Here is a 17,299-nt window from a genome sequence, read left to right on the forward strand (position 1 = left end):
TTTATATTTATTATATAAATCTTTTCCTTGATTCTTTATATTCATACATTTTTACCTTCAAATCCAATTCAACTCATTTTTCACCAATTGAGCAAATTGAGTTGTTCTTTTAAAAATTGACCTTATTTATATTTTCAATTACTTTTATTTCATTGCTTGTTCCAACAATAATTTTATCGCAAATATTTAAAAATAATCCTGTTTCTAACACTCCTGATATAGATTTTAAAATTTCAGATACATATTTAATATCAAATTCCTTTCCAATATGTAAATCAACAATATAATTATGATTATCTGTAACAAATGGAACTTCCCCTTTCATTCTTAAAACAGGATTAAAGGAAAGTGATTTTAGTTTCTTTAATATATGATTATGACCATAAGGAAGAATTTCTACAGGAAGAGGAAAACTTCCTATGGAATCAACTAATTTACTTGAATCCATAATCCAAATTACTTTATCAGCAATATTAGCTACCATTTTTTCTCTAAATAAGGCTCCTCCACCACCTTTAATTGCATTAAACTGATCGTCAATTTCATCAACACCATCAATGGCTAAATCTATTCTTTCAACATCATCTATAGATATTAATGGTATATTAAAATTCTTTGCAAGATTTTCTGTACTTTGTGAAGTAGCAACAGCTTTAATATTTAAGCCACTCTTAACTAGCTCTCCTACCTTTTCAATCATATAATATGCTGTAGAACCAGTACCTAATCCAATTACCATATTATTCTCAATGTATTCAGCAGCTTTTATCCCTGCGATTTTCTTTTCTTCCATACAAACAACCTCCATAACTTACTCACTTAATTATGTATTTATTTTAACCAATTATTGTATCTTTATTTTATTATAGTTCACTTTTTGTAATATTTATTAGTTCTAATAATTCTTTAATATATTCTAAAGTTGCTTGTTTTTTACGACTTTAATAAATCTAAAAAAAATAAAAAGTCTTATTTCTAAGACTTTTTATCTCTTAATTATTATTTAATTTCTTTTTATTTAATTGAATAAGTTACTAATTCATCTTTTTTAACATTTTCTAAAGAGAATTCCATTGTATCCATGTGATTAAAGATACGTAAATATAATTTTCCTAAGTTTTGATTATATGCACACATATAACTTGAGAAGTCTGAATCATCTTTATCTTCGTTGAAACGTTCAACTCCTTTTGGAACCCAAACAGAGTTTAAAAGACTAAATAAACGAGCAGGGGCTTCTTCATCACTAACATCTCCTATAAGATTTCTTAAATATGCTGCACGTACAAATCTTGATGGTGAAGTATAATCTCCTGGTAATCCAAGCATACCTGTACCATTTGAAATTGGTGTAATGACTGTTTTTGTATTTAAATTTTTTTGTTGCTTATTAAATCCTTGAATTTGAATATAATTTGCTAAATTAGTCATATGCCAATCAAATGTTGGATCATTAGCCATTACCCCTACAGTATTATCAAAAACACGAAAATGTCCATGATTTGTTGGTTCTAATACAACTGATTCACCCATCTTATCTGTGAAAGTATAATGAGCAGTAATAGGATTTCCTTTTCCTAGCTCCCCTAATGAAGGAATATCATCAGAGGTAACTACAACTTTTGCTATATTATTTTTTATATCACTAACACTTTCAAAGTTACTTAAAATCCAAGTAACTATTTCACCACTATTAATGGCTGTAAGTCCTTGTTTTTCTATATTTTCTTTCTTATCCCATGTGCATGCATTTAAAAATAAAAGTCCTCCAGCAAGACCTTTTTCATTAACCCCATCGAAAAATAAGGTAGATCCTGATAAATTTATACCTAAAAAAGCATATTTTGTTTTCCAAGGTTTACTTTGTGTTTCTAACATAAAACCTTTAGGTACAATAGTTACTTTTGAATCAACATCAAAGGGATTAAATGAAGTATCTAAAGTTCTTCCCCAATAAAAATTATTTTTATTACTTGAAATATGTATGTGAGTACACACTTAACTCATCTCCTTAAAAATAATTAAAATTTATATTTTTATAGTATACCCACATATATTTGTTGTCAATTTGTACTAAATTACTATATAAATATTAAAAAACCAAAATTTTTGTATTTTTTTAACCATATATATCATAATAAATAACTTTTTTTATGATATATATGGTATTTTTTTATTTTTATTAATTTAAAAAGTTCTTTATATAAATAATTAGAATTTTATTACCCTAGTGGCTATATAAGTTGAAATCTGTTTATATAATAACCCTTCCCCTAAAATACCTTCATAAAAACCAGAAATCATAAATCCAGCTTTAATTTGTCTTCCTATTTGACTTTGTAAGGAATGTCCAAATACTAATGTATCTTTTTATAGAATTAGTATTTTACACCATATAATTAATACTATGGTTATTACTCAATATTTTTAAAATTAACATAAATTTTATGATATAATTAAATTAAGGAGGTGAAATACATGTCATATTTTCAAGGATTATACGATTTTAGCAGCACAAGTATTTTAGTAGCATTTATATTTTACCTAATAAGAATATATCCAAGCTATGTTATGTCTAAGAGGGCTAACTTAAAACACTCATGGATGATGTTCTTTCCTATACTTGGAGAATTTCAGTTATTACATTTAGCTGGCTTATCTTATTTATACTGGATACTTTATTTAATCCCATTTGTTAATATAATACTTTCTATAATTGTATTTTATAAAATACTTAGAAATTTCGACTTTGGATTATTTATGACTATACTAGGAATTATATTCTCTTTTATAGCATTCCTAACATTCTGGTATATAGTTCTAAGCAATAGAGAATTCGTAGGAGATATCCCAAGTGAATATCAAGAATTTTAAAAGGCTCTGCTTTAAGTGAATGTTGATTTTCAGCCATTACTTAAAACAGAGTCAAAAAAAACAACTAGAGTAAATAACTTTTTATCTCTAGTTGTTTTTTGTTTTTATATACTTTTATTCTAGTACACTATATATTTATTGATATCATGAAATTTAAGTGTTTTATTTTAAATCAATCCAATATCTACAGGTGATTCTATCTCCTTTTAAAACTTCATTTTCTAATACTCCATTTTGTGAAATAATAGTTTTCATTGAAGGGATATTATCTTTAGAACAAGTTAATAATACTCTATTTATATTTAATTCTCTACACTTATTTAAGGCTAACGCTAGCATTTCCTTAGCATATCCTTTTTTACGTTCTGATTTTCTAACACTATATCCAATATGTCCTCCAAATTGTTCTAAATAATCATTTAGGAAGTGACGAATATCTATCATTCCAACAATTCTATTATCTGATTCTCTTATAGCCAAATAAGTTGATGATGGAACAAAACCATCTCTCACAGTATTGATATTAGAATTATCCTTTAATATCTTTATCCAATCTTCAAAAGATTCTATATTTCCTAATCCAGCACATCCATCCATACTATCACCATTCAATAAGAATTCTTTCTTATATTCTTCTATTTGCTCTTTAAAATTCGGTTTAGGTGAAATTAATTTAATTTTATTCATAACTAGCCCTCCTTTAAATTTTATTAAGAATCTATTATATATGTTTCCTTCTAAATTAACAATAATGTTTGTAAATTTAGAAATATATTGACATTAAAAACTTTTAATATATTTACAATAATATACTTTAAATGTGAAAATATATGAAATATAATGAAAATATATGAATTGAGAGGTGTATGTATATGAATAATTTTGAAAAGCTTTATACTATTGAAGACATAGCAGAAATGACTAGACTTACTTCACGTACTATTAGAAACTATCTTAAAGATGGCATCTTAGAAGGGAAAAAAATTGGTGGACAGTGGCGATTTACTATGAAGGATATTGAGAATTTTTTTGATAATAACAAAACTAATCAAGATATAAATACTGCTTATAATAATGAAGTTATTGATTTTTTAGAAGGAAAAAATATAGATTTACAGAAAGAGGTACAAATTTGTACTATAGTAGATCTTCATTGTAAAAACATATTGGAAGGGAAAGAACTATCTAAAAAGTTAATGACAATAATAAATGAGGATGAAGAGGCCGTTAAAAACGGCGCTAAATTTTCCTATGAATATATGAAGGACTCTTCTAAAGCACGTTTCACTTTATTTGGAGATCCAGAATTCATAATAAAAACATTAAAAACTCTTGAAAAGTAGAAAAATAACCTTTGGAATATCCAAAGGTTATTTTTTATTTTAACTTTATTTTATTATATCAAATATATATTTTTTGAAATCATCAAAAGACATTTTTTCTATTGAAGCTCCCTTATTAACTTTTCCAGTTGCAAAATCATATGCTGCTGATCCATAGTTAAATGCTGGACTACCAACTATAAAGTTGCTTCCTGGAGTTCTATATGTAACCTTACATCTTAAAATCTCCTTGCAAAACTCTAAAACATCTAAATAATCATCTAAATGTTTTTCAGCAATCATCTTAACTATAAATGAGAATAATTGATATCCTCCAAGTAATTGTTGCATTCTTCCACCATGCATATTAAAGATTTTATCTGTGCTATAAAAATACTTCATATCTTTATAAGTTAAAGTTTTAAACTGATTATTTATTTCTAAATCAGGTAAATCAATTCCTTCTAAATCTTCCTCTATAGTCTCCCATTGAATTGACTTTGGTATAGCATTATTGTTTACAGTTTGAGTAAATTTTTCTATTGCATTATCCATATATTTATTAACTGTAATTAATTCATCATTCATATATACAGTAAATTCACCATTTTCATATACTAAGCTAATTTTATTTCCCATAAAAAAGCACCTCATTCTTTTAATTAATAATAATTATTATATAATAACTAAAGAAATTTGTCTATATCAAATTATCTATGGCAATTAAATAAGATCTTTTTAAATTGTTAATACTAATAAGGAGGAGGTGACTTATTTATGTATGATTTAAAAGAACTTGAACAAAACTCAACTAATCTAGAGAACAGCAATGTAGAGTTAAGTGATCGTGGATATTATAGTCCTCACTTAACAGATAGTGTATTCAAAACAAAAATATCTTATGTACCTACTGATTCTCTATTATAACTTTAAAGCTTATTTATAATAATAAACAAACTTTAAAATCATCTTAAGTAATAAAAAGAGAATTTCTACATTAAGGTTTTATTTTACGTAGAAATTCTCTTTAAAATCCTATTTAACTTAATAACTCATATATATTTATTTCTGAAGATTCTTCAAAACCAATTTTTTTATATAAATTTACAGCACTTGTATTATCTGATTTAACTTTTATATACACCTCATCTAACCCTTTTTGTTTAGCTTTATTCAATATGTGTATAAGGAGAGCTTCTCCATAACCTTTTCCTCTAAACTCTTTTATTATTCCAAAGTTAGCAACTGTATATTTGCCTTTTAGGAGTAATATCTGACCATAGCCAATTAGATTATCGTCTTTAAGCTCAAAGAAAGCTAAATCTTCTAAAAAAGCTTTTCTACTACACTCATAAACAATATCCTTTGTTTTTAGAGGTATTCTATTTTCCTCATAAAATATTTCATTTTGTAAATTACAGCGTAAGCTCTCATCTTTTCCTTTAATAAAAGGTCTAAAATTAAATTTATTAGTATTTTTTTTATTAAAGTTATGAAGATCTAGTTTTAATATTATATTAGAAGCTTTTTTTACGAACCCATACATATTCAAATCAATTCCCTCATCTTCCACTGTTTCATATATATATTTATTTATTTTAAATTCTGAAAAGATATTACCCTTTTCAGGAATATACCTGCTGCACTTCACCTTAGTGATTTTTTTTATATATGCATCAAGATTTACTGCATAATCAATTTCCCAAAGCATTAAAACATCATTTTTATACGTTACTTTGACAAAATAATTAGTACATAGTCTTTTAAGTGATAAATTTAAAAGCTTTGCATATTTAAAATAATCCCACAATCTAAATCTAACTATATTCATACTACTACTCCTAAAACTTTGTCATATATTATAAGTATAAAACAATTTCCATTTTAATACCAGTAGTGAAAAATAATTATCATTAAATTGCAGGATTATTTATAAAATTACAATTCTTTAATTTTTGAAATTACTTCATTTATTATCCAATCTGGAGTTGATGCTCCAGCAGTAATTCCTACAGTCTTAATATTTTCGTCTTTTAATAAGTTTTCATCTAATTCCTTAACATTTTCTATATGATAACTCTTAGGACATTCCTTTTTGCATATTTCATATAGTTTTGTTGTATTAGAACTATTTTTTCCACCTATAACAAAAACTAAATCAGCCTCTTTTGAAAGTTCTTGTACACTTTTCTGTCTAACATCTGTAGCTGAACAAATAGTATTGAAAGCTACTATTTCCTTACTTTCTCTTACTATTTCATTTAAAACTTTATTCCAAGTTTCTTTTTTTTCTGTAGTTTGTGAAACGACACAAACCTTTGCTGGTATATTTGTAAGTTCTGTTTTACCATTTGTTATTATGGCAGAATCATTACACCATCCGTTAATACCAATAACCTCTGGATGATTTCCATCTCCAACAATGATTATTTTATAACCTTGTTCATAACATTTTTTTACCTTTTGTTGAATGTTAGTTACGTATGGACAAGTTGCATTCTTAACAATTAATCCCTTATCGTTTAAGTCATTTATTACACTTTCCTTAACACCGTGAGACCTTATAAGCACAACATCTCCTTTATTTAATGAATCAGCCTCTGAAAGTTCAATTGCAAATATATCATTATCCTCTAAATAATTAACAACATCATTGTTATGAATAAGTGGTCCTAGAGTATATATTTTCTTTTCAAATTCTTTTTGATATTTTATAGCTTCATCAACTGCTCTTTTTACTCCAAAGCAAAAACCTGCATTTTTAGCTAAAATTATATTTCTTTCCATAGTTATTTCTCCATGTAACTAGATATCTTTTCAACTACTCCTATTATACCTATGCCAGTAGTATCAATTTCAATAGCATCCTCTGCTTTTCTAAGAGGATCTACTTCTCTATTAGAATCTAGGTAATCTCTTTTTATTATATCTTGTAATATTTCATCATAGTTAACTTCTACGCCTTTTTCCATAAGTTCTTTATATCTTCTATCAGCTCTTTCTTCTGGGCTAGCAGTTAAGAAAAATTTATAATTAGCATCTTTTAATACAACTGTTCCAATATCTCTTCCATCCATTATTACATTGTATTTTAAAGCCATCTTTCTCATAAGGCTAACTAATCTTTCTCTTACTTCTCTTATTGAAGCATAAGCTGAAACATTTTTACTTATGTTAGGCATAGTTATTAATGAATTTATATTTTCTCCATTTAATATAAGCTCATCATTTTCAAAATGCATATCCATTCCATCTATCATTTCTAATAACTTATCAACTTCTTCAGCTGAAATATTATTTTCTAAGGCTTTTAAAGTAACAGCTCTATACATAGATCCTGTGTTTATATACATTAAGTTAAAATTTTCTCCTATTATTTTGGCAATAGTGCTTTTTCCAGCTCCTGCTGGTCCATCAATAGCAACTGTAATTAGTTTATTCATATTATTAAGTCCTTTCTTATAAAAACATTTTAATTCTTTTTTATCTAAATAGAGCAAGTTCTATGTGCTCTATAAGTTTACTATAAAATCTAGATAAAACTTACTAAAATTTCTATGAATTTTATAGTAATTTATTTAAAAATTAAATTGATTTTCCTGCTAAATATCCTGTTGATAAGGCTATTTGAACATTATATCCTCCTGTAAAGGCATCTACATCTATAACTTCTCCAGCAAAATATAGATTATCTATAATCTTTGATTGCATAGTTGAAGGGTCAATTTCTTTAGTTGAAACCCCTCCAGCTGTAACAATGGCCTCAGCTATATCTCTTAATCCTTTAACTGAGAATGTTAGATTTTTTAATAGATTTAATAATGTTCTTCTTTCTTCTTTAGTGATGGAATTAATCTTTTTATTTTCATCTATACCAGATAACTCTATAATCACAGGTATTAGCTTCTTGGGAAGAAGTTCATCTAAAGAATTCTTGAAATCTTTATTTAAGTTCTTCTTAAAATCCTTTTGTAATCTTAAATCAAGCTGTTTCTCATCTAAAGCTGGCTTTAAATCAAGAGAAACTTCAAACTTCTCACCATCTTTTATGAATCTACTACCACTTAAGACAAGAGGACCTGATATTCCAAAGTGAGTAAATAGCATCTCTCCTTGGCCGCTATAAACAACCTTAGAATTCTTTTTGTTCTTTATCTTAAGTTCTATATTTCTAAGAGATAGGCCCTGTAATTCACGAACCCAAGCCTCTTCAATTTCTATAGGTACTAATGATGGTTTAGGTTCCACTATTGTGTGTCCCATCTTCTTTGCTAAGTCAAAACCTATGCCAGTTGAACCAGTAAGAGGATATGACTTACCTCCTGTTGTTATTATAAAGTAGTCACCTTTAATCTTTGCACCACTTTCTAAAATAACGGCCTCTATTTTATTATTATTAAATATAACATCCTTTACTTTGCTATGTAATCTAACATTTACTCCAGCTTCATCTAAACTCTTTGATAACCCACTTATAATATCTGAAGATTTATCTGAATTTGGGAAAACTCTAGATCCTCTCTCTACCTTTAATTTAACTCCAGCATTTTCAAAGAAATTCATTACATCAATATTAGTATATGTATATAATGCACTATATAAAAAATGTGGGTTTCCTGGTATATAGTCAAAAAACTCACTTATGTCTTTTGCATTTGTTACATTACATCTTCCTTTTCCAGTAATAAATAACTTTTTACCTAATCTTTCATTACCTTCTAAAAGAGTAACTTCATGATTTTCTGCTGCAGATATCGCTGCCATCATTCCTGCAGGACCAGCGCCTATAACTATTACTTTAGCCAATTTATCAGCTCCTTAATCTAATTGAGTCAAACTAATAATAAACTTTCTTAAATACATTTGTCAACAAATGCATTTACTTGGTATTCTATGTAAATTCGAAAATTTAAGCTATACAAAGATATAATTTATAAAAACTTATAAATTATATAAGAGAATAGCTTTTATAAATTTTCAACTTACAAATTAACTCTCAAATATATTTATATTTTTTTTATTATATCCTTATACAGCTTTTATTCTAAGGTTCTATGTTATTTTTATTATATGAGTAGACATTATAATCTTTCCATATCTTTTCTAACTCACTAAATGTTGATGTTATTTTTTCTTTTTCTCTTATTCCAACAGCTATTATTAAAGCGTTTATTACACTTAAAGGAGCTACTAATGAATCTACAAATGAGGCCATGTTACTCTGTGCTATAAGTGTATGATTTGATTGAGATGCTAAAGGAGAAATTAAGCTATCTGTAATAGAAACTATTTTAGCATTTCTAGTTTTAGCAAATTCTAAAGCATCTATTGTTTTTAATGCATATCTTGGGAATCCTATTCCTATAACTAAGTCTCCTTCCCCTAAGTTAAGCATTTGTTCGAAAGTATCACTTATCCCATTAGAAACTACTCTTACATTATCTAATATTAAATTTAAATAGAATCCTAAAAATTCTGCAAGTGCAGTAGAGCTTCTAAGACCTATTATATATATTCTTTTAGCCTTGAATATTTCATTTACAACCTCATCAAAAGTTTTATGGTTTATTTTTTCTAATGTTGCTCTTATATTCTCTATATCAGCCTTTAAAACACCTTTTAAGGCATTTTCTTCACTTATGAAGTCATTAGATAATTCTAATCTTTGTACTGAAGTTAATTTATTTTTTATTAATTCTTGAAGTGCCTTTTGTAGCTTTGGATAACCTGAGAATCCAAGTTCTGTGGCAAATCTAACAACTGTTGATTCACTTACTCCAACATTATTTCCTAATTTAGCAGCAGTCATAAATGCAGCCTTATCATAGTTTTTTAATATATATTCAGCTATAAGCTTTTGTCCTTTACTAAGCTTTGGAAACTTAACTTGAATTAATCTCATTAAATCTTGACTTTCCATTTTAAAAATCCTCTCTTTATCATATTAAAATCTTATTTAAACTTCTTTTCAATTACAACTAAAGAAGGTGCCTTCTTAGCTCTATTAGTAAACTCTGTATGTAAAACACCATATTTATTCTTAGGCAAACTACTTGTAAAATCAAGTACAGCTTCTTTTTCGATTTTCCCTTCTTCATGCCCACTATAAAGTGCTATTATCATTAAACCATTTGCACCTAATAAATCTAGTCCAATTTTTATACTTTTTAAAGTACTATGTGCAATCGTAGTAACTTCCTTATTATTACCTGGAAGATATCCTAAATTATAAACTATACAATCAACACTCTCTTCTTTTATATAATGTTCAAAGTTTTCATGTGAATCTAAAATTTCTTCTACATTTTCTTTGTTTTTTGATTTATATGAATTTATAGCTTCTTCTTGTATATCAAAGGCATATACTTTTTTAAATAATTTACTCAAAAAATCACAATCATGGCCATTTCCTAATGTAGCATCTATTGCTACATTTTTCTCTTCTATGAAAGAAGTTATTATATTATGATATATATTGCTTACGTCAGTTACATATTTAAACATATAGATTATAGAGATTTTATATAATCAATTTCTGAATTACTTAAATATCTCCATTCTCCTTTCTTTAAATTCTTTAAAGTTAATTTTCCAATAGCTTCTCTTTTTAAAGAAACAACTTCATGATTAAACGCTGCACACATTCTTCTTATCTGTCTATTTTTACCTTCGTGAATTATTATTTTAACTTTACAACTATTAGAATATTTTTCTAATAGTTCTATTTCACATTCTGCTGTCTTATAGTCGCCTATATCCACACCTTTTCTGAATCTATTCATTTCGTCTTCTGTAAAAATTCCTTTTACTAGAGAAACATACTCCTTATTTAAATTAACCCTTGGATGTATTATCTTATTATATACATCTCCATCATTAGTTAATAAAAGTAAACCAGAACTATCATAGTCAAGACGTCCTATTGGATAAATTCTTTCATTTACTTTCACTATATCTAAAATAGTCTTCCTATTTTTTTCATCCTTATTTGTTGTTACATATCCTTCTGGTTTATTTAACATTATATATACTTTATTTTCTTCAGGACTTATTACTTTATTATTAACGCTAATAACATCTATTGAAGGATTAACTTTTGTACCAAGTGAATCAACAACAATGTCATTAACCTTTACTTTACCACTGCAAATAATTTCTTCGCACTTTCTTCTTGATGCTACTCCACACCTTGCCATGTATTTTTGCAATCTTTCTTCCATTTTACACACTCCATCTATAGTTTCTACTAATAATTTTAAATAACTATAGGGCAAAATGCAATATTTATTTCGAATTATTGCATTTTTTCTTTAAAAAAACGGAAAATATATCTATATATTAAGAAAATTGATAGAATATAATTCATATTAAATAATAATTACTTTCTATTGAATAATTCCTAGTGTTTTGCTATACTTTAAAAAGAGGTGATAAAATGAAAAAACTTTTATTTGGAATTTCAGGTTTACCAAACGGTGAAGAAGGCCAGAAATTCAACTATGCAACAGGAATTGAATATTTAAAAGAAATAGGACTAGATGCTATGGAACTTCCTTTTGTTAGATCTGTCAATGTTACAGCCAAGAATAAGGATAAAATAATAGAAGTTAAAGAAAAAAATGATTTTTATCTTTCAGCCCATGGTTCTTATTTTATAAATTTAAATGCTGAAGAAGAGGAAAAGAAAGAGAAATCTATTGAAAGAATACTTAAAGGAGCTGAAGCTCTAAAAAGCGTCGGAGGTAGAAGTTTAGTATTCCATCCAGGATTTTATTTAAAATCTTCAAAAGAAGATACTTTAGAAGAAATAAAGAAGAATTTAAAGAAACTTCCTTATGAAGGTGTTGATTATAGATTAGAAACTACAGGAAAAGGAACTCAATTTGGAAATTTACAAGAATTAGTTGATATATGTAAAGAAGTTCCATCTTGTAAACTATGTATCGATTTTTCTCATATTCATGCAAGAGGAATTGGTGCTCTAAAGGAATATAAAGATTTTGCAGAAATCTTAGAATATATAAAAGAAAATTTAGGCAATGAAGCTTTAGAAGATTTACATATTCATATGTCTGGAATACATTACACTGCAAAAGGAGAAAGAAATCACTTGCCATTTTTAGAAAGTGATTTTAACTATGTTGAATGTTTAAGAGCACTTAAAGATTATAAAGTAAAAGGTTGTATAATTTGTGAAAGTCCACTTTTAGAGAAAGATGCCTTATTACTAAAAGAAACTTATGAAAAATTATAAGATAGGAGAAATTCTCCTACCTTATATAACCAATCTATGCTGTTATTATATAGAATACTAATTAAAAGAAGCATCCACGATTGAAGCCAAAGCCACCGCATCCACCACAGCCTAGTAGAAGAAGTAAAATTAGAGGAAATCCGCATCCACAATTACCAAATCCATTGCATCCGCCAAATCCACCGAATCCGCCGCAACTTCCAAAGCCACCACAACCTCTTCTGCAACAACAATCTCTTCTGCAACAACAACAACAATCTCTTCTACAACGACACCTTCTTGACATAATAGTTCACCTCACTTCTTTTGTATAATATAGTATATTCAAGAAATTATAAATTGTTAATTACTTTATGTAATAATTTGAGTTATACTTATAATATAAAATGTAAAATTTGGAGGTGAGGTTTTTTGAATAAAAGAACTCGTATGGTTGCACCAAGAAATATTATAAATGCAAAACAGTTATATTCTTTTTATGTATTAAAAGAACTTTCAAAAGGACATGAAGTTTTCGGAAATAAAGTTCTAGAAGCTTTTAAAGATGAATTTTCTAGTTCTCCCCTTCCATTTCCAGTATCATCTAGTACAATCTATGATACACTTTACGACTTAGAGCAAAAAGGATTAGTTACAAGTTACTGGATAGGTGATGACTTTATAAATAAAAGAACAAAAAAGATGTATAGAATAACAGATGAAGGTAAAGAATACTATAAACTTCACGTAGCTGACTATGTGGATGCTTTAAAGAAAAATAAATCAATAATAGATATATTAATAAAGATGCTTACAACTTAATCTCTATTTTAAATATTATCTAATAAAAAACACATGAGTTTAAATAAAACTCATGTGTTTCATTTTATATAAAATATATCCTATAGATTATTTTCTATATTTCTATATTTGTTATATCTTTCGTTTAATAAGGTATCTAAATTTGTACCTTTCATTTCAGACAATGTTTCTAGAAGTGTCTTTTTAATATTTTGAGCTGTCTTAGCAGGGTTCTTATGAGCGCCCCCTCTAGGCTCTTTTATTATTTTATCTATTATATTAAAACTTTTTAAGTCCTGTGCAGTTATTTTCATTACATTAGCAGCCTCTTCTGCTCTGGATGCATCCTTCCATAATATAGATGCAAAACCTTCTGGAGATAATACTGAATAAACTGAGTGTTCTAACATGAATACTCTATCAGCAACAGCTAATGCTAAGGCACCACCACTGCCACCTTCTCCAATAACTATTGATATTACTGGAACCTTTAATCCCATAAGTTCAACTAGGTTTTGAGCTATAGCTTGCCCTTGCCCTCTTTCTTCAGCCCCTATTCCACAAAAAGCTCCAGGAGTATCAACAAAACAAATTATTGGTCTTTTAAATTTTTCTGCTTGTTTCATAAGTCTTAATGCTTTTCTATATCCTTCTGGATGAGGCATACCAAAGTTTCTTCTTATATTTTCTTTAGTATTTTCTCCCTTACATATACCTACAACAGTAAAACTTAAATTATTTAGAAGAGCTATTCCACCTATTATTGCCTTATCATCACCAAAATTTCTATCTCCATGTAATTCGATGAATTCATCAAATATTTCATCTATATAAAATTTCGCATTAGGACGATTAGGATCTCTAGCTATTTTTACTTTACTCCATGCATCTGCCGTTCTTATTAATTCTCTACTCATAATCCACCTCATGCATTCTTAAAAGAGAAGTTAATACCTGTTTTAAATCTTTTCTTTCTACTATTTTATCAATAAATCCTTTTTGTAGTAAGAATTCTGCTGTTTGGAAATCATCAGGTAGTTTTTCATTTATAGTACCTTCTATTACTCTTCTACCAGCGAAACCAACTAAACATCCAGGCTCACTTAATATAATATCGCCTTCCATAGCAAAGCTAGCAGTTACCCCACCTGTAGTAGGATTAGTTAATACTGTAATATATAATAAGTTCTCTTGATTGTGTCTATAAATAGCACCACTAACTTTTGCCATTTGCATAAGAGAGTAAATACCCTCTTGCATTCTTGCTCCACCAGAGCAAGTAAATATTATTAAAGGAAGTCTGTTTTTAGTTGCATATTCAACAGCTCTTGTTATTTTTTCACCAACAGCTGTTCCCATGCTTCCCATCATGAAATTAGAATCCATTACACAAAGAACGACTTTTCTGTTAGCAATAAGAGCTTCTCCAGTTACAACTCCTTCAACAACATTGCTTTTCTTTTGATAGCCCTTAATTTTTTCTTCATATCCTTTAAAGTCTAATGGGTTTCTTCCAACGACTTTCTTATTAAATTCAACAAAACTATTTTTATCTGTTAAGTATTCAATTCTTTCATATGCACCTATTTTAAAGTGATGCCCGCAACTAGGACACACATTAAAATTCTCTTTTAAATCTTCAGTATATAGTATTTTTGCACACTTTTCACACTTACTCCACATACCAGATGGTATATTAGGTTTTTCTTCTGGACCTACCTCAGCATCATTTAATTCTACTGAACTAACCATTATATATTTTCTTTTGTTTAATAAATTCTTAATCATACTTATTCACCAACTTTTCAGCTAAAAATGAAGTATTATAAGTACCATTTTTAAAATCTTCATGATCTAATATTAAAAAGTGATAGTCTATGTTACTTGTTATACCATCAATAGCAAACTCATCTAAAGCTCTTTTCATTTTAGAAATTGCTTCTTCTCTATCTTTGCCATGAACTATTAATTTCCCAATCATTGAATCATAACAATGAGGAATCTTATATCCTGAATAAATAGCTGTATCTAAACGAACTCCAAAGCCACCTGGGAAATTAACATCTTTTATTAATCCAGGACATGGCATAAAGTTTTTGCTTGGGTCCTCGGCATTTATTCTACATTCTATAGAGTGGCCATTTATTTTTAAATCATCTTGAGTTACTTCTAATTCTTTACCAGCAGCAACTTTTATTTGTTCTTTAACAAGATCAATACCTGTTATCATTTCAGTTATTGGATGTTCAACCTGTATTCTAGTATTCATTTCCATGAAATAGAACTCACCTGTTTTATCTAATAAAAACTCAATTGTTCCAACATTATGATAATTTACAGCTTTTGCAGCTCTAACAGCTATCTCTCCAAGCTTAGCTCTTTGTTCATCAGTTAAAATTGCTGAAGGAGCTTCCTCTAAAATCTTCTGATTTTTTCTTTGGACTGAACAATCTCTTTCAAAAAGGTAAACAGCATTTCCATGTTTATCGCATAATAACTGTACTTCTATATGTTTAGGTTTCTCAACAAATCTTTCAATGTAGATTTTATCATCTCCAAAGTTTGTTCGAGCCTCTGATTTTGCTGTGTTGTAGTTTGAAATAAAATCTTCTTCTTTATAGACTATTCTTATTCCTTTTCCACCACCACCAGCAGAAGCTTTTACTATTACAGGAAAACCTATTTTTTTTGCTATCTCTAAAGCAAACTCTGGACTTTCAATTTCTCCTTCATATCCAGGTACAACAGGAACATCAGCTTTCTTCATTATTTCTCTTGCCATAGCTTTGTTACCCATAAGTTCTATAGATCTCCAATTAGGACCTATAAACTCTATATTACACTCTTCACACATTTTAGCAAATCTTGGATTTTCAGATAAAAAACCAAATCCAGGATGGATAGCTTCAGCACCAGTTAAAACACAAGCACTTAGTATATTTTGAATATTTAAGTAACTTTCTTTAGAATTCCATGGTCCTATACACACGGCTTCATCAGCTAATTGTACATGCAGTGCATCTCTATCTATCTCAGAATAAACAGCAACTGTAAGAATTCCTAATTCTCTACAAGCTCTTATTATTCTAACAGCTATTTCACCTCTATTTGCTATTAATATTTTTTTAAACATACTCTAATCACCTAACCTATTGCAAACATAATTTCTCCAGAACAAGCGATTTTTCCATCAACAGTAGCTGTAGCTTTACCAAATCCGATGCTTCCTCTAAGTTTTATTATTTCAACTTCTAATCTTAAGGTATCTCCAGGTAAAACTTGCTTCTTAAATCTAAGCTTATCTATTCCCGCAAAGAAAGGAGTTTTTCCTTTAAATTCTTCTTTGCTTAACATTGCCACTGCTCCAGTTTGTGCTAATGCTTCTACTATTAATACTCCTGGCATCACTGGATAGTCTGGGAAATGTCCTTGGAAGAAAGGTTCGTTTATAGTTACATTTTTATATGCAACAACTTTATTTTCTGTTATTTCCTCTACTTTATCAACAAGTAAAAAAGGATATCTATGAGGAAGAATTTCCTTAATTTCATTTATATTCATCATAATTATGCTCTCCTAACTTTAAATAACGGCTGATCGTATTCAACCATATTTCCGTTTTCAACTAGTACCTCAACAATTTCTCCAGACACTTCACTTTCAATTTCGTTCATAAGTTTCATAGCTTCAACTATACATAAAATATCTCCTGGAGCAATTTTACTTCCAATAGAAACATAACTTTTTTCACCAACACCAGATGATTCATAGAATGTACCTACCATTGGTGAAGTAACTACATATAATTCCTCATCAGCTACAACTTCTTGAACATTTTCTAATACAGTTTCCTCTAATTTTGAAACTGATTCTACTTTTGTTTCTTTTACTTCGGTTATTTCATTAACTTCTACGTTTGAAGACTTACTTTCTTCTGTTAAGTTTCTAATTAGTGATTTATCCATTTTTATATATGAGTTATCTATCTTAACTTCGAAATAAGAAATGTTAGAAGAATCTATTTTATCTATAAGCTCTTTAATATCATTAAGGTTCATTGTTTCAACTC

General features: G+C 28.0%; 22 protein-coding genes. 5 read left to right on the forward strand and 17 right to left on the reverse strand.

The features are described from left to right. Window positions 1-109 precede the first annotated feature (109 nt). Both rpiA and OIF33_RS06205 read right to left on the reverse strand, forming a co-directional pair. Window positions 110-793 carry a ribose-5-phosphate isomerase RpiA gene (gene rpiA / locus OIF33_RS06200; protein ID WP_322503355.1) on the reverse strand — a complete coding sequence of 228 codons (684 nt, stop codon included), beginning with the start codon at window positions 791-793 and terminating at the stop codon, window positions 110-112. 221 nt (window positions 794-1,014) lie between these two features. Then, a complete protein-coding gene (locus tag OIF33_RS06205) occupies window positions 1,015-1,998 on the reverse strand; it encodes a linear amide C-N hydrolase (protein ID WP_322503356.1) in 984 nt (327 codons plus the stop codon). A 480-nt stretch (window positions 1,999-2,478) separates the two neighbouring features. On the opposite strand from OIF33_RS06205, the gene OIF33_RS06210 reads away from it, so the two are divergent. Beyond that, on the forward strand, window positions 2,479-2,874 hold the full coding sequence (locus tag OIF33_RS06210) for a DUF5684 domain-containing protein (RefSeq protein ID WP_322503357.1): 396 nt from the start codon (window positions 2,479-2,481) through the stop codon (window positions 2,872-2,874). Between the two features lie 162 nt (window positions 2,875-3,036). On the opposite strand, the gene OIF33_RS06215 is transcribed toward OIF33_RS06210, so the two are convergent. Then, window positions 3,037-3,561, reverse strand: a complete 525-nt coding sequence (locus OIF33_RS06215; protein ID WP_322503358.1) for a GNAT family N-acetyltransferase — start codon at window positions 3,559-3,561, stop codon at window positions 3,037-3,039. 185 nt (window positions 3,562-3,746) lie between these two features. Here OIF33_RS06215 and OIF33_RS06220 point away from each other — a divergent pair, with 185 nt between their 5' ends. After that, window positions 3,747-4,217 carry a helix-turn-helix domain-containing protein gene (locus tag OIF33_RS06220; RefSeq protein ID WP_322503359.1) on the forward strand — a complete coding sequence of 157 codons (471 nt, stop codon included), beginning with the start codon at window positions 3,747-3,749 and terminating at the stop codon, window positions 4,215-4,217. 45 nt (window positions 4,218-4,262) lie between these two features. Here OIF33_RS06220 and OIF33_RS06225 read toward each other — a convergent pair whose 3' ends face one another. Continuing rightward, window positions 4,263-4,835, reverse strand: coding sequence for a hypothetical protein (locus OIF33_RS06225; RefSeq protein WP_322503360.1), 573 nt, complete (start codon window positions 4,833-4,835; stop codon window positions 4,263-4,265). Window positions 4,836-4,973: 138 nt separating this feature from the next. On the opposite strand from OIF33_RS06225, the gene OIF33_RS06230 reads away from it, so the two are divergent. Continuing rightward, a complete protein-coding gene (locus OIF33_RS06230; RefSeq protein WP_322503361.1) occupies window positions 4,974-5,123 on the forward strand; it encodes a hypothetical protein in 150 nt (49 codons plus the stop codon). 112 nt (window positions 5,124-5,235) lie between these two features. Here OIF33_RS06230 and OIF33_RS06235 read toward each other — a convergent pair whose 3' ends face one another. From OIF33_RS06235 to OIF33_RS06265, 7 genes are all read right to left on the reverse strand, one after another. After that, window positions 5,236-6,027, reverse strand: coding sequence for a GNAT family N-acetyltransferase (locus OIF33_RS06235; RefSeq protein WP_322503362.1), 792 nt, complete (start codon window positions 6,025-6,027; stop codon window positions 5,236-5,238). 107 nt (window positions 6,028-6,134) lie between these two features. Beyond that, window positions 6,135-6,983 carry a 4-hydroxy-3-methylbut-2-enyl diphosphate reductase gene (locus tag OIF33_RS06240; RefSeq protein ID WP_322503363.1) on the reverse strand — a complete coding sequence of 283 codons (849 nt, stop codon included), beginning with the start codon at window positions 6,981-6,983 and terminating at the stop codon, window positions 6,135-6,137. Between the two features lie 2 nt (window positions 6,984-6,985). After that, a complete protein-coding gene (gene cmk, locus OIF33_RS06245) occupies window positions 6,986-7,639 on the reverse strand; it encodes a (d)CMP kinase (RefSeq protein WP_322503364.1) in 654 nt (217 codons plus the stop codon). 142 nt (window positions 7,640-7,781) lie between these two features. Continuing rightward, window positions 7,782-9,002, reverse strand: a complete 1,221-nt coding sequence (locus tag OIF33_RS06250) for an NAD(P)/FAD-dependent oxidoreductase (RefSeq protein ID WP_322503365.1) — start codon at window positions 9,000-9,002, stop codon at window positions 7,782-7,784. Window positions 9,003-9,240: 238 nt separating this feature from the next. Continuing rightward, window positions 9,241-10,116, reverse strand: coding sequence for a MurR/RpiR family transcriptional regulator (locus OIF33_RS06255; protein WP_322503366.1), 876 nt, complete (start codon window positions 10,114-10,116; stop codon window positions 9,241-9,243). A 32-nt stretch (window positions 10,117-10,148) separates the two neighbouring features. After that, window positions 10,149-10,700: a class I SAM-dependent methyltransferase gene (locus OIF33_RS06260; protein ID WP_322503367.1), complete on the reverse strand. Its 552-nt coding sequence runs from the start codon at window positions 10,698-10,700 to the stop codon at window positions 10,149-10,151. 5 nt (window positions 10,701-10,705) lie between these two features. Then, a complete protein-coding gene (locus tag OIF33_RS06265; protein ID WP_322503368.1) occupies window positions 10,706-11,416 on the reverse strand; it encodes a pseudouridine synthase in 711 nt (236 codons plus the stop codon). A gap of 215 nt (window positions 11,417-11,631) precedes the next feature. Between OIF33_RS06265 and OIF33_RS06270 the strand changes: the two genes are divergently transcribed. Further along, entirely contained in the window at window positions 11,632-12,450 is an 819-nt protein-coding gene (locus OIF33_RS06270; RefSeq protein WP_322503369.1) for a TIM barrel protein, read from the forward strand. A 61-nt stretch (window positions 12,451-12,511) separates the two neighbouring features. Here OIF33_RS06270 and OIF33_RS06275 read toward each other — a convergent pair whose 3' ends face one another. Then, window positions 12,512-12,736: a ground-like protein gene (locus tag OIF33_RS06275; protein WP_322503370.1), complete on the reverse strand. Its 225-nt coding sequence runs from the start codon at window positions 12,734-12,736 to the stop codon at window positions 12,512-12,514. Between the two features lie 125 nt (window positions 12,737-12,861). On the opposite strand from OIF33_RS06275, the gene OIF33_RS06280 reads away from it, so the two are divergent. Further along, window positions 12,862-13,251, forward strand: coding sequence for a PadR family transcriptional regulator (locus OIF33_RS06280; RefSeq protein WP_322503371.1), 390 nt, complete (start codon window positions 12,862-12,864; stop codon window positions 13,249-13,251). A gap of 80 nt (window positions 13,252-13,331) precedes the next feature. On the opposite strand, the gene OIF33_RS06285 is transcribed toward OIF33_RS06280, so the two are convergent. The 5 genes from OIF33_RS06285 to accB are packed head-to-tail and all read right to left on the reverse strand — an operon-like array spanning window position 13,332 to window position 17,288. Continuing rightward, on the reverse strand, window positions 13,332-14,147 hold the full coding sequence (locus OIF33_RS06285) for an acetyl-CoA carboxylase carboxyltransferase subunit alpha (protein ID WP_322503372.1): 816 nt from the start codon (window positions 14,145-14,147) through the stop codon (window positions 13,332-13,334). Continuing rightward, window positions 14,140-15,018, reverse strand: coding sequence for an acetyl-CoA carboxylase, carboxyltransferase subunit beta (gene accD / locus OIF33_RS06290; protein WP_322503373.1), 879 nt, complete (start codon window positions 15,016-15,018; stop codon window positions 14,140-14,142). Before accD ends, OIF33_RS06285 begins: the two co-directional genes overlap by 8 nt. After that, window positions 15,011-16,363 carry an acetyl-CoA carboxylase biotin carboxylase subunit gene (locus OIF33_RS06295; RefSeq protein WP_322503374.1) on the reverse strand — a complete coding sequence of 451 codons (1,353 nt, stop codon included), beginning with the start codon at window positions 16,361-16,363 and terminating at the stop codon, window positions 15,011-15,013. Before OIF33_RS06295 ends, accD begins: the two co-directional genes overlap by 8 nt. 11 nt (window positions 16,364-16,374) lie before the next feature. Beyond that, window positions 16,375-16,794: a 3-hydroxyacyl-ACP dehydratase FabZ gene (fabZ, locus tag OIF33_RS06300; RefSeq protein WP_322503375.1), complete on the reverse strand. Its 420-nt coding sequence runs from the start codon at window positions 16,792-16,794 to the stop codon at window positions 16,375-16,377. 2 nt (window positions 16,795-16,796) lie between these two features. Then, the gene (gene accB, locus OIF33_RS06305; RefSeq protein WP_322503376.1) at window positions 16,797-17,288 is read right to left on the reverse strand and encodes an acetyl-CoA carboxylase biotin carboxyl carrier protein; all 492 of its coding nucleotides are present in this window, start codon (window positions 17,286-17,288) and stop codon (window positions 16,797-16,799) included. Window positions 17,289-17,299: the final 11 nt, after the last annotated feature.

It is taken from the genome of Clostridium sp. LIBA-8841, assembly GCF_034439435.1.
Classification (GTDB): domain Bacteria; phylum Bacillota; class Clostridia; order Clostridiales; family Clostridiaceae; genus Sarcina.

Bases quoted from the DNA above. Each gene is read 5' to 3' on its own strand.
- OIF33_RS06235 (WP_322503362.1), bottom strand. From the start codon at position 6,027: ATGAATATAGTTAGATTTAGATTGTGGGATTATTTTAAATATGCAAAG.
- fabZ (WP_322503375.1), bottom strand. From the start codon at position 16,794: ATGATGAATATAAATGAAATTAAGGAAATTCTTCCTCATAGATATCCT.
- OIF33_RS06225 (WP_322503360.1), bottom strand. From the start codon at position 4,835: ATGGGAAATAAAATTAGCTTAGTATATGAAAATGGTGAATTTACTGTA.
- OIF33_RS06240 (WP_322503363.1), bottom strand. From the start codon at position 6,983: ATGGAAAGAAATATAATTTTAGCTAAAAATGCAGGTTTTTGCTTTGGA.
- OIF33_RS06295 (WP_322503374.1), bottom strand. From the start codon at position 16,363: ATGTTTAAAAAAATATTAATAGCAAATAGAGGTGAAATAGCTGTTAGA.
- OIF33_RS06220 (WP_322503359.1), top strand. From the start codon at position 3,747: ATGAATAATTTTGAAAAGCTTTATACTATTGAAGACATAGCAGAAATG.
- cmk (WP_322503364.1), bottom strand. From the start codon at position 7,639: ATGAATAAACTAATTACAGTTGCTATTGATGGACCAGCAGGAGCTGGA.
- accD (WP_322503373.1), bottom strand. From the start codon at position 15,018: ATGATTAAGAATTTATTAAACAAAAGAAAATATATAATGGTTAGTTCA.
- accB (WP_322503376.1), bottom strand. From the start codon at position 17,288: ATGAACCTTAATGATATTAAAGAGCTTATAGATAAAATAGATTCTTCT.
- OIF33_RS06270 (WP_322503369.1), top strand. From the start codon at position 11,632: ATGAAAAAACTTTTATTTGGAATTTCAGGTTTACCAAACGGTGAAGAA.
- OIF33_RS06260 (WP_322503367.1), bottom strand. From the start codon at position 10,700: ATGTTTAAATATGTAACTGACGTAAGCAATATATATCATAATATAATA.
- OIF33_RS06215 (WP_322503358.1), bottom strand. From the start codon at position 3,561: ATGAATAAAATTAAATTAATTTCACCTAAACCGAATTTTAAAGAGCAA.
- OIF33_RS06230 (WP_322503361.1), top strand. From the start codon at position 4,974: ATGTATGATTTAAAAGAACTTGAACAAAACTCAACTAATCTAGAGAAC.
- OIF33_RS06265 (WP_322503368.1), bottom strand. From the start codon at position 11,416: ATGGAAGAAAGATTGCAAAAATACATGGCAAGGTGTGGAGTAGCATCA.
- OIF33_RS06255 (WP_322503366.1), bottom strand. From the start codon at position 10,116: ATGGAAAGTCAAGATTTAATGAGATTAATTCAAGTTAAGTTTCCAAAG.
- rpiA (WP_322503355.1), bottom strand. From the start codon at position 793: ATGGAAGAAAAGAAAATCGCAGGGATAAAAGCTGCTGAATACATTGAG.
- OIF33_RS06285 (WP_322503372.1), bottom strand. From the start codon at position 14,147: ATGAGTAGAGAATTAATAAGAACGGCAGATGCATGGAGTAAAGTAAAA.
- OIF33_RS06210 (WP_322503357.1), top strand. From the start codon at position 2,479: ATGTCATATTTTCAAGGATTATACGATTTTAGCAGCACAAGTATTTTA.
- OIF33_RS06275 (WP_322503370.1), bottom strand. From the start codon at position 12,736: ATGTCAAGAAGGTGTCGTTGTAGAAGAGATTGTTGTTGTTGTTGCAGA.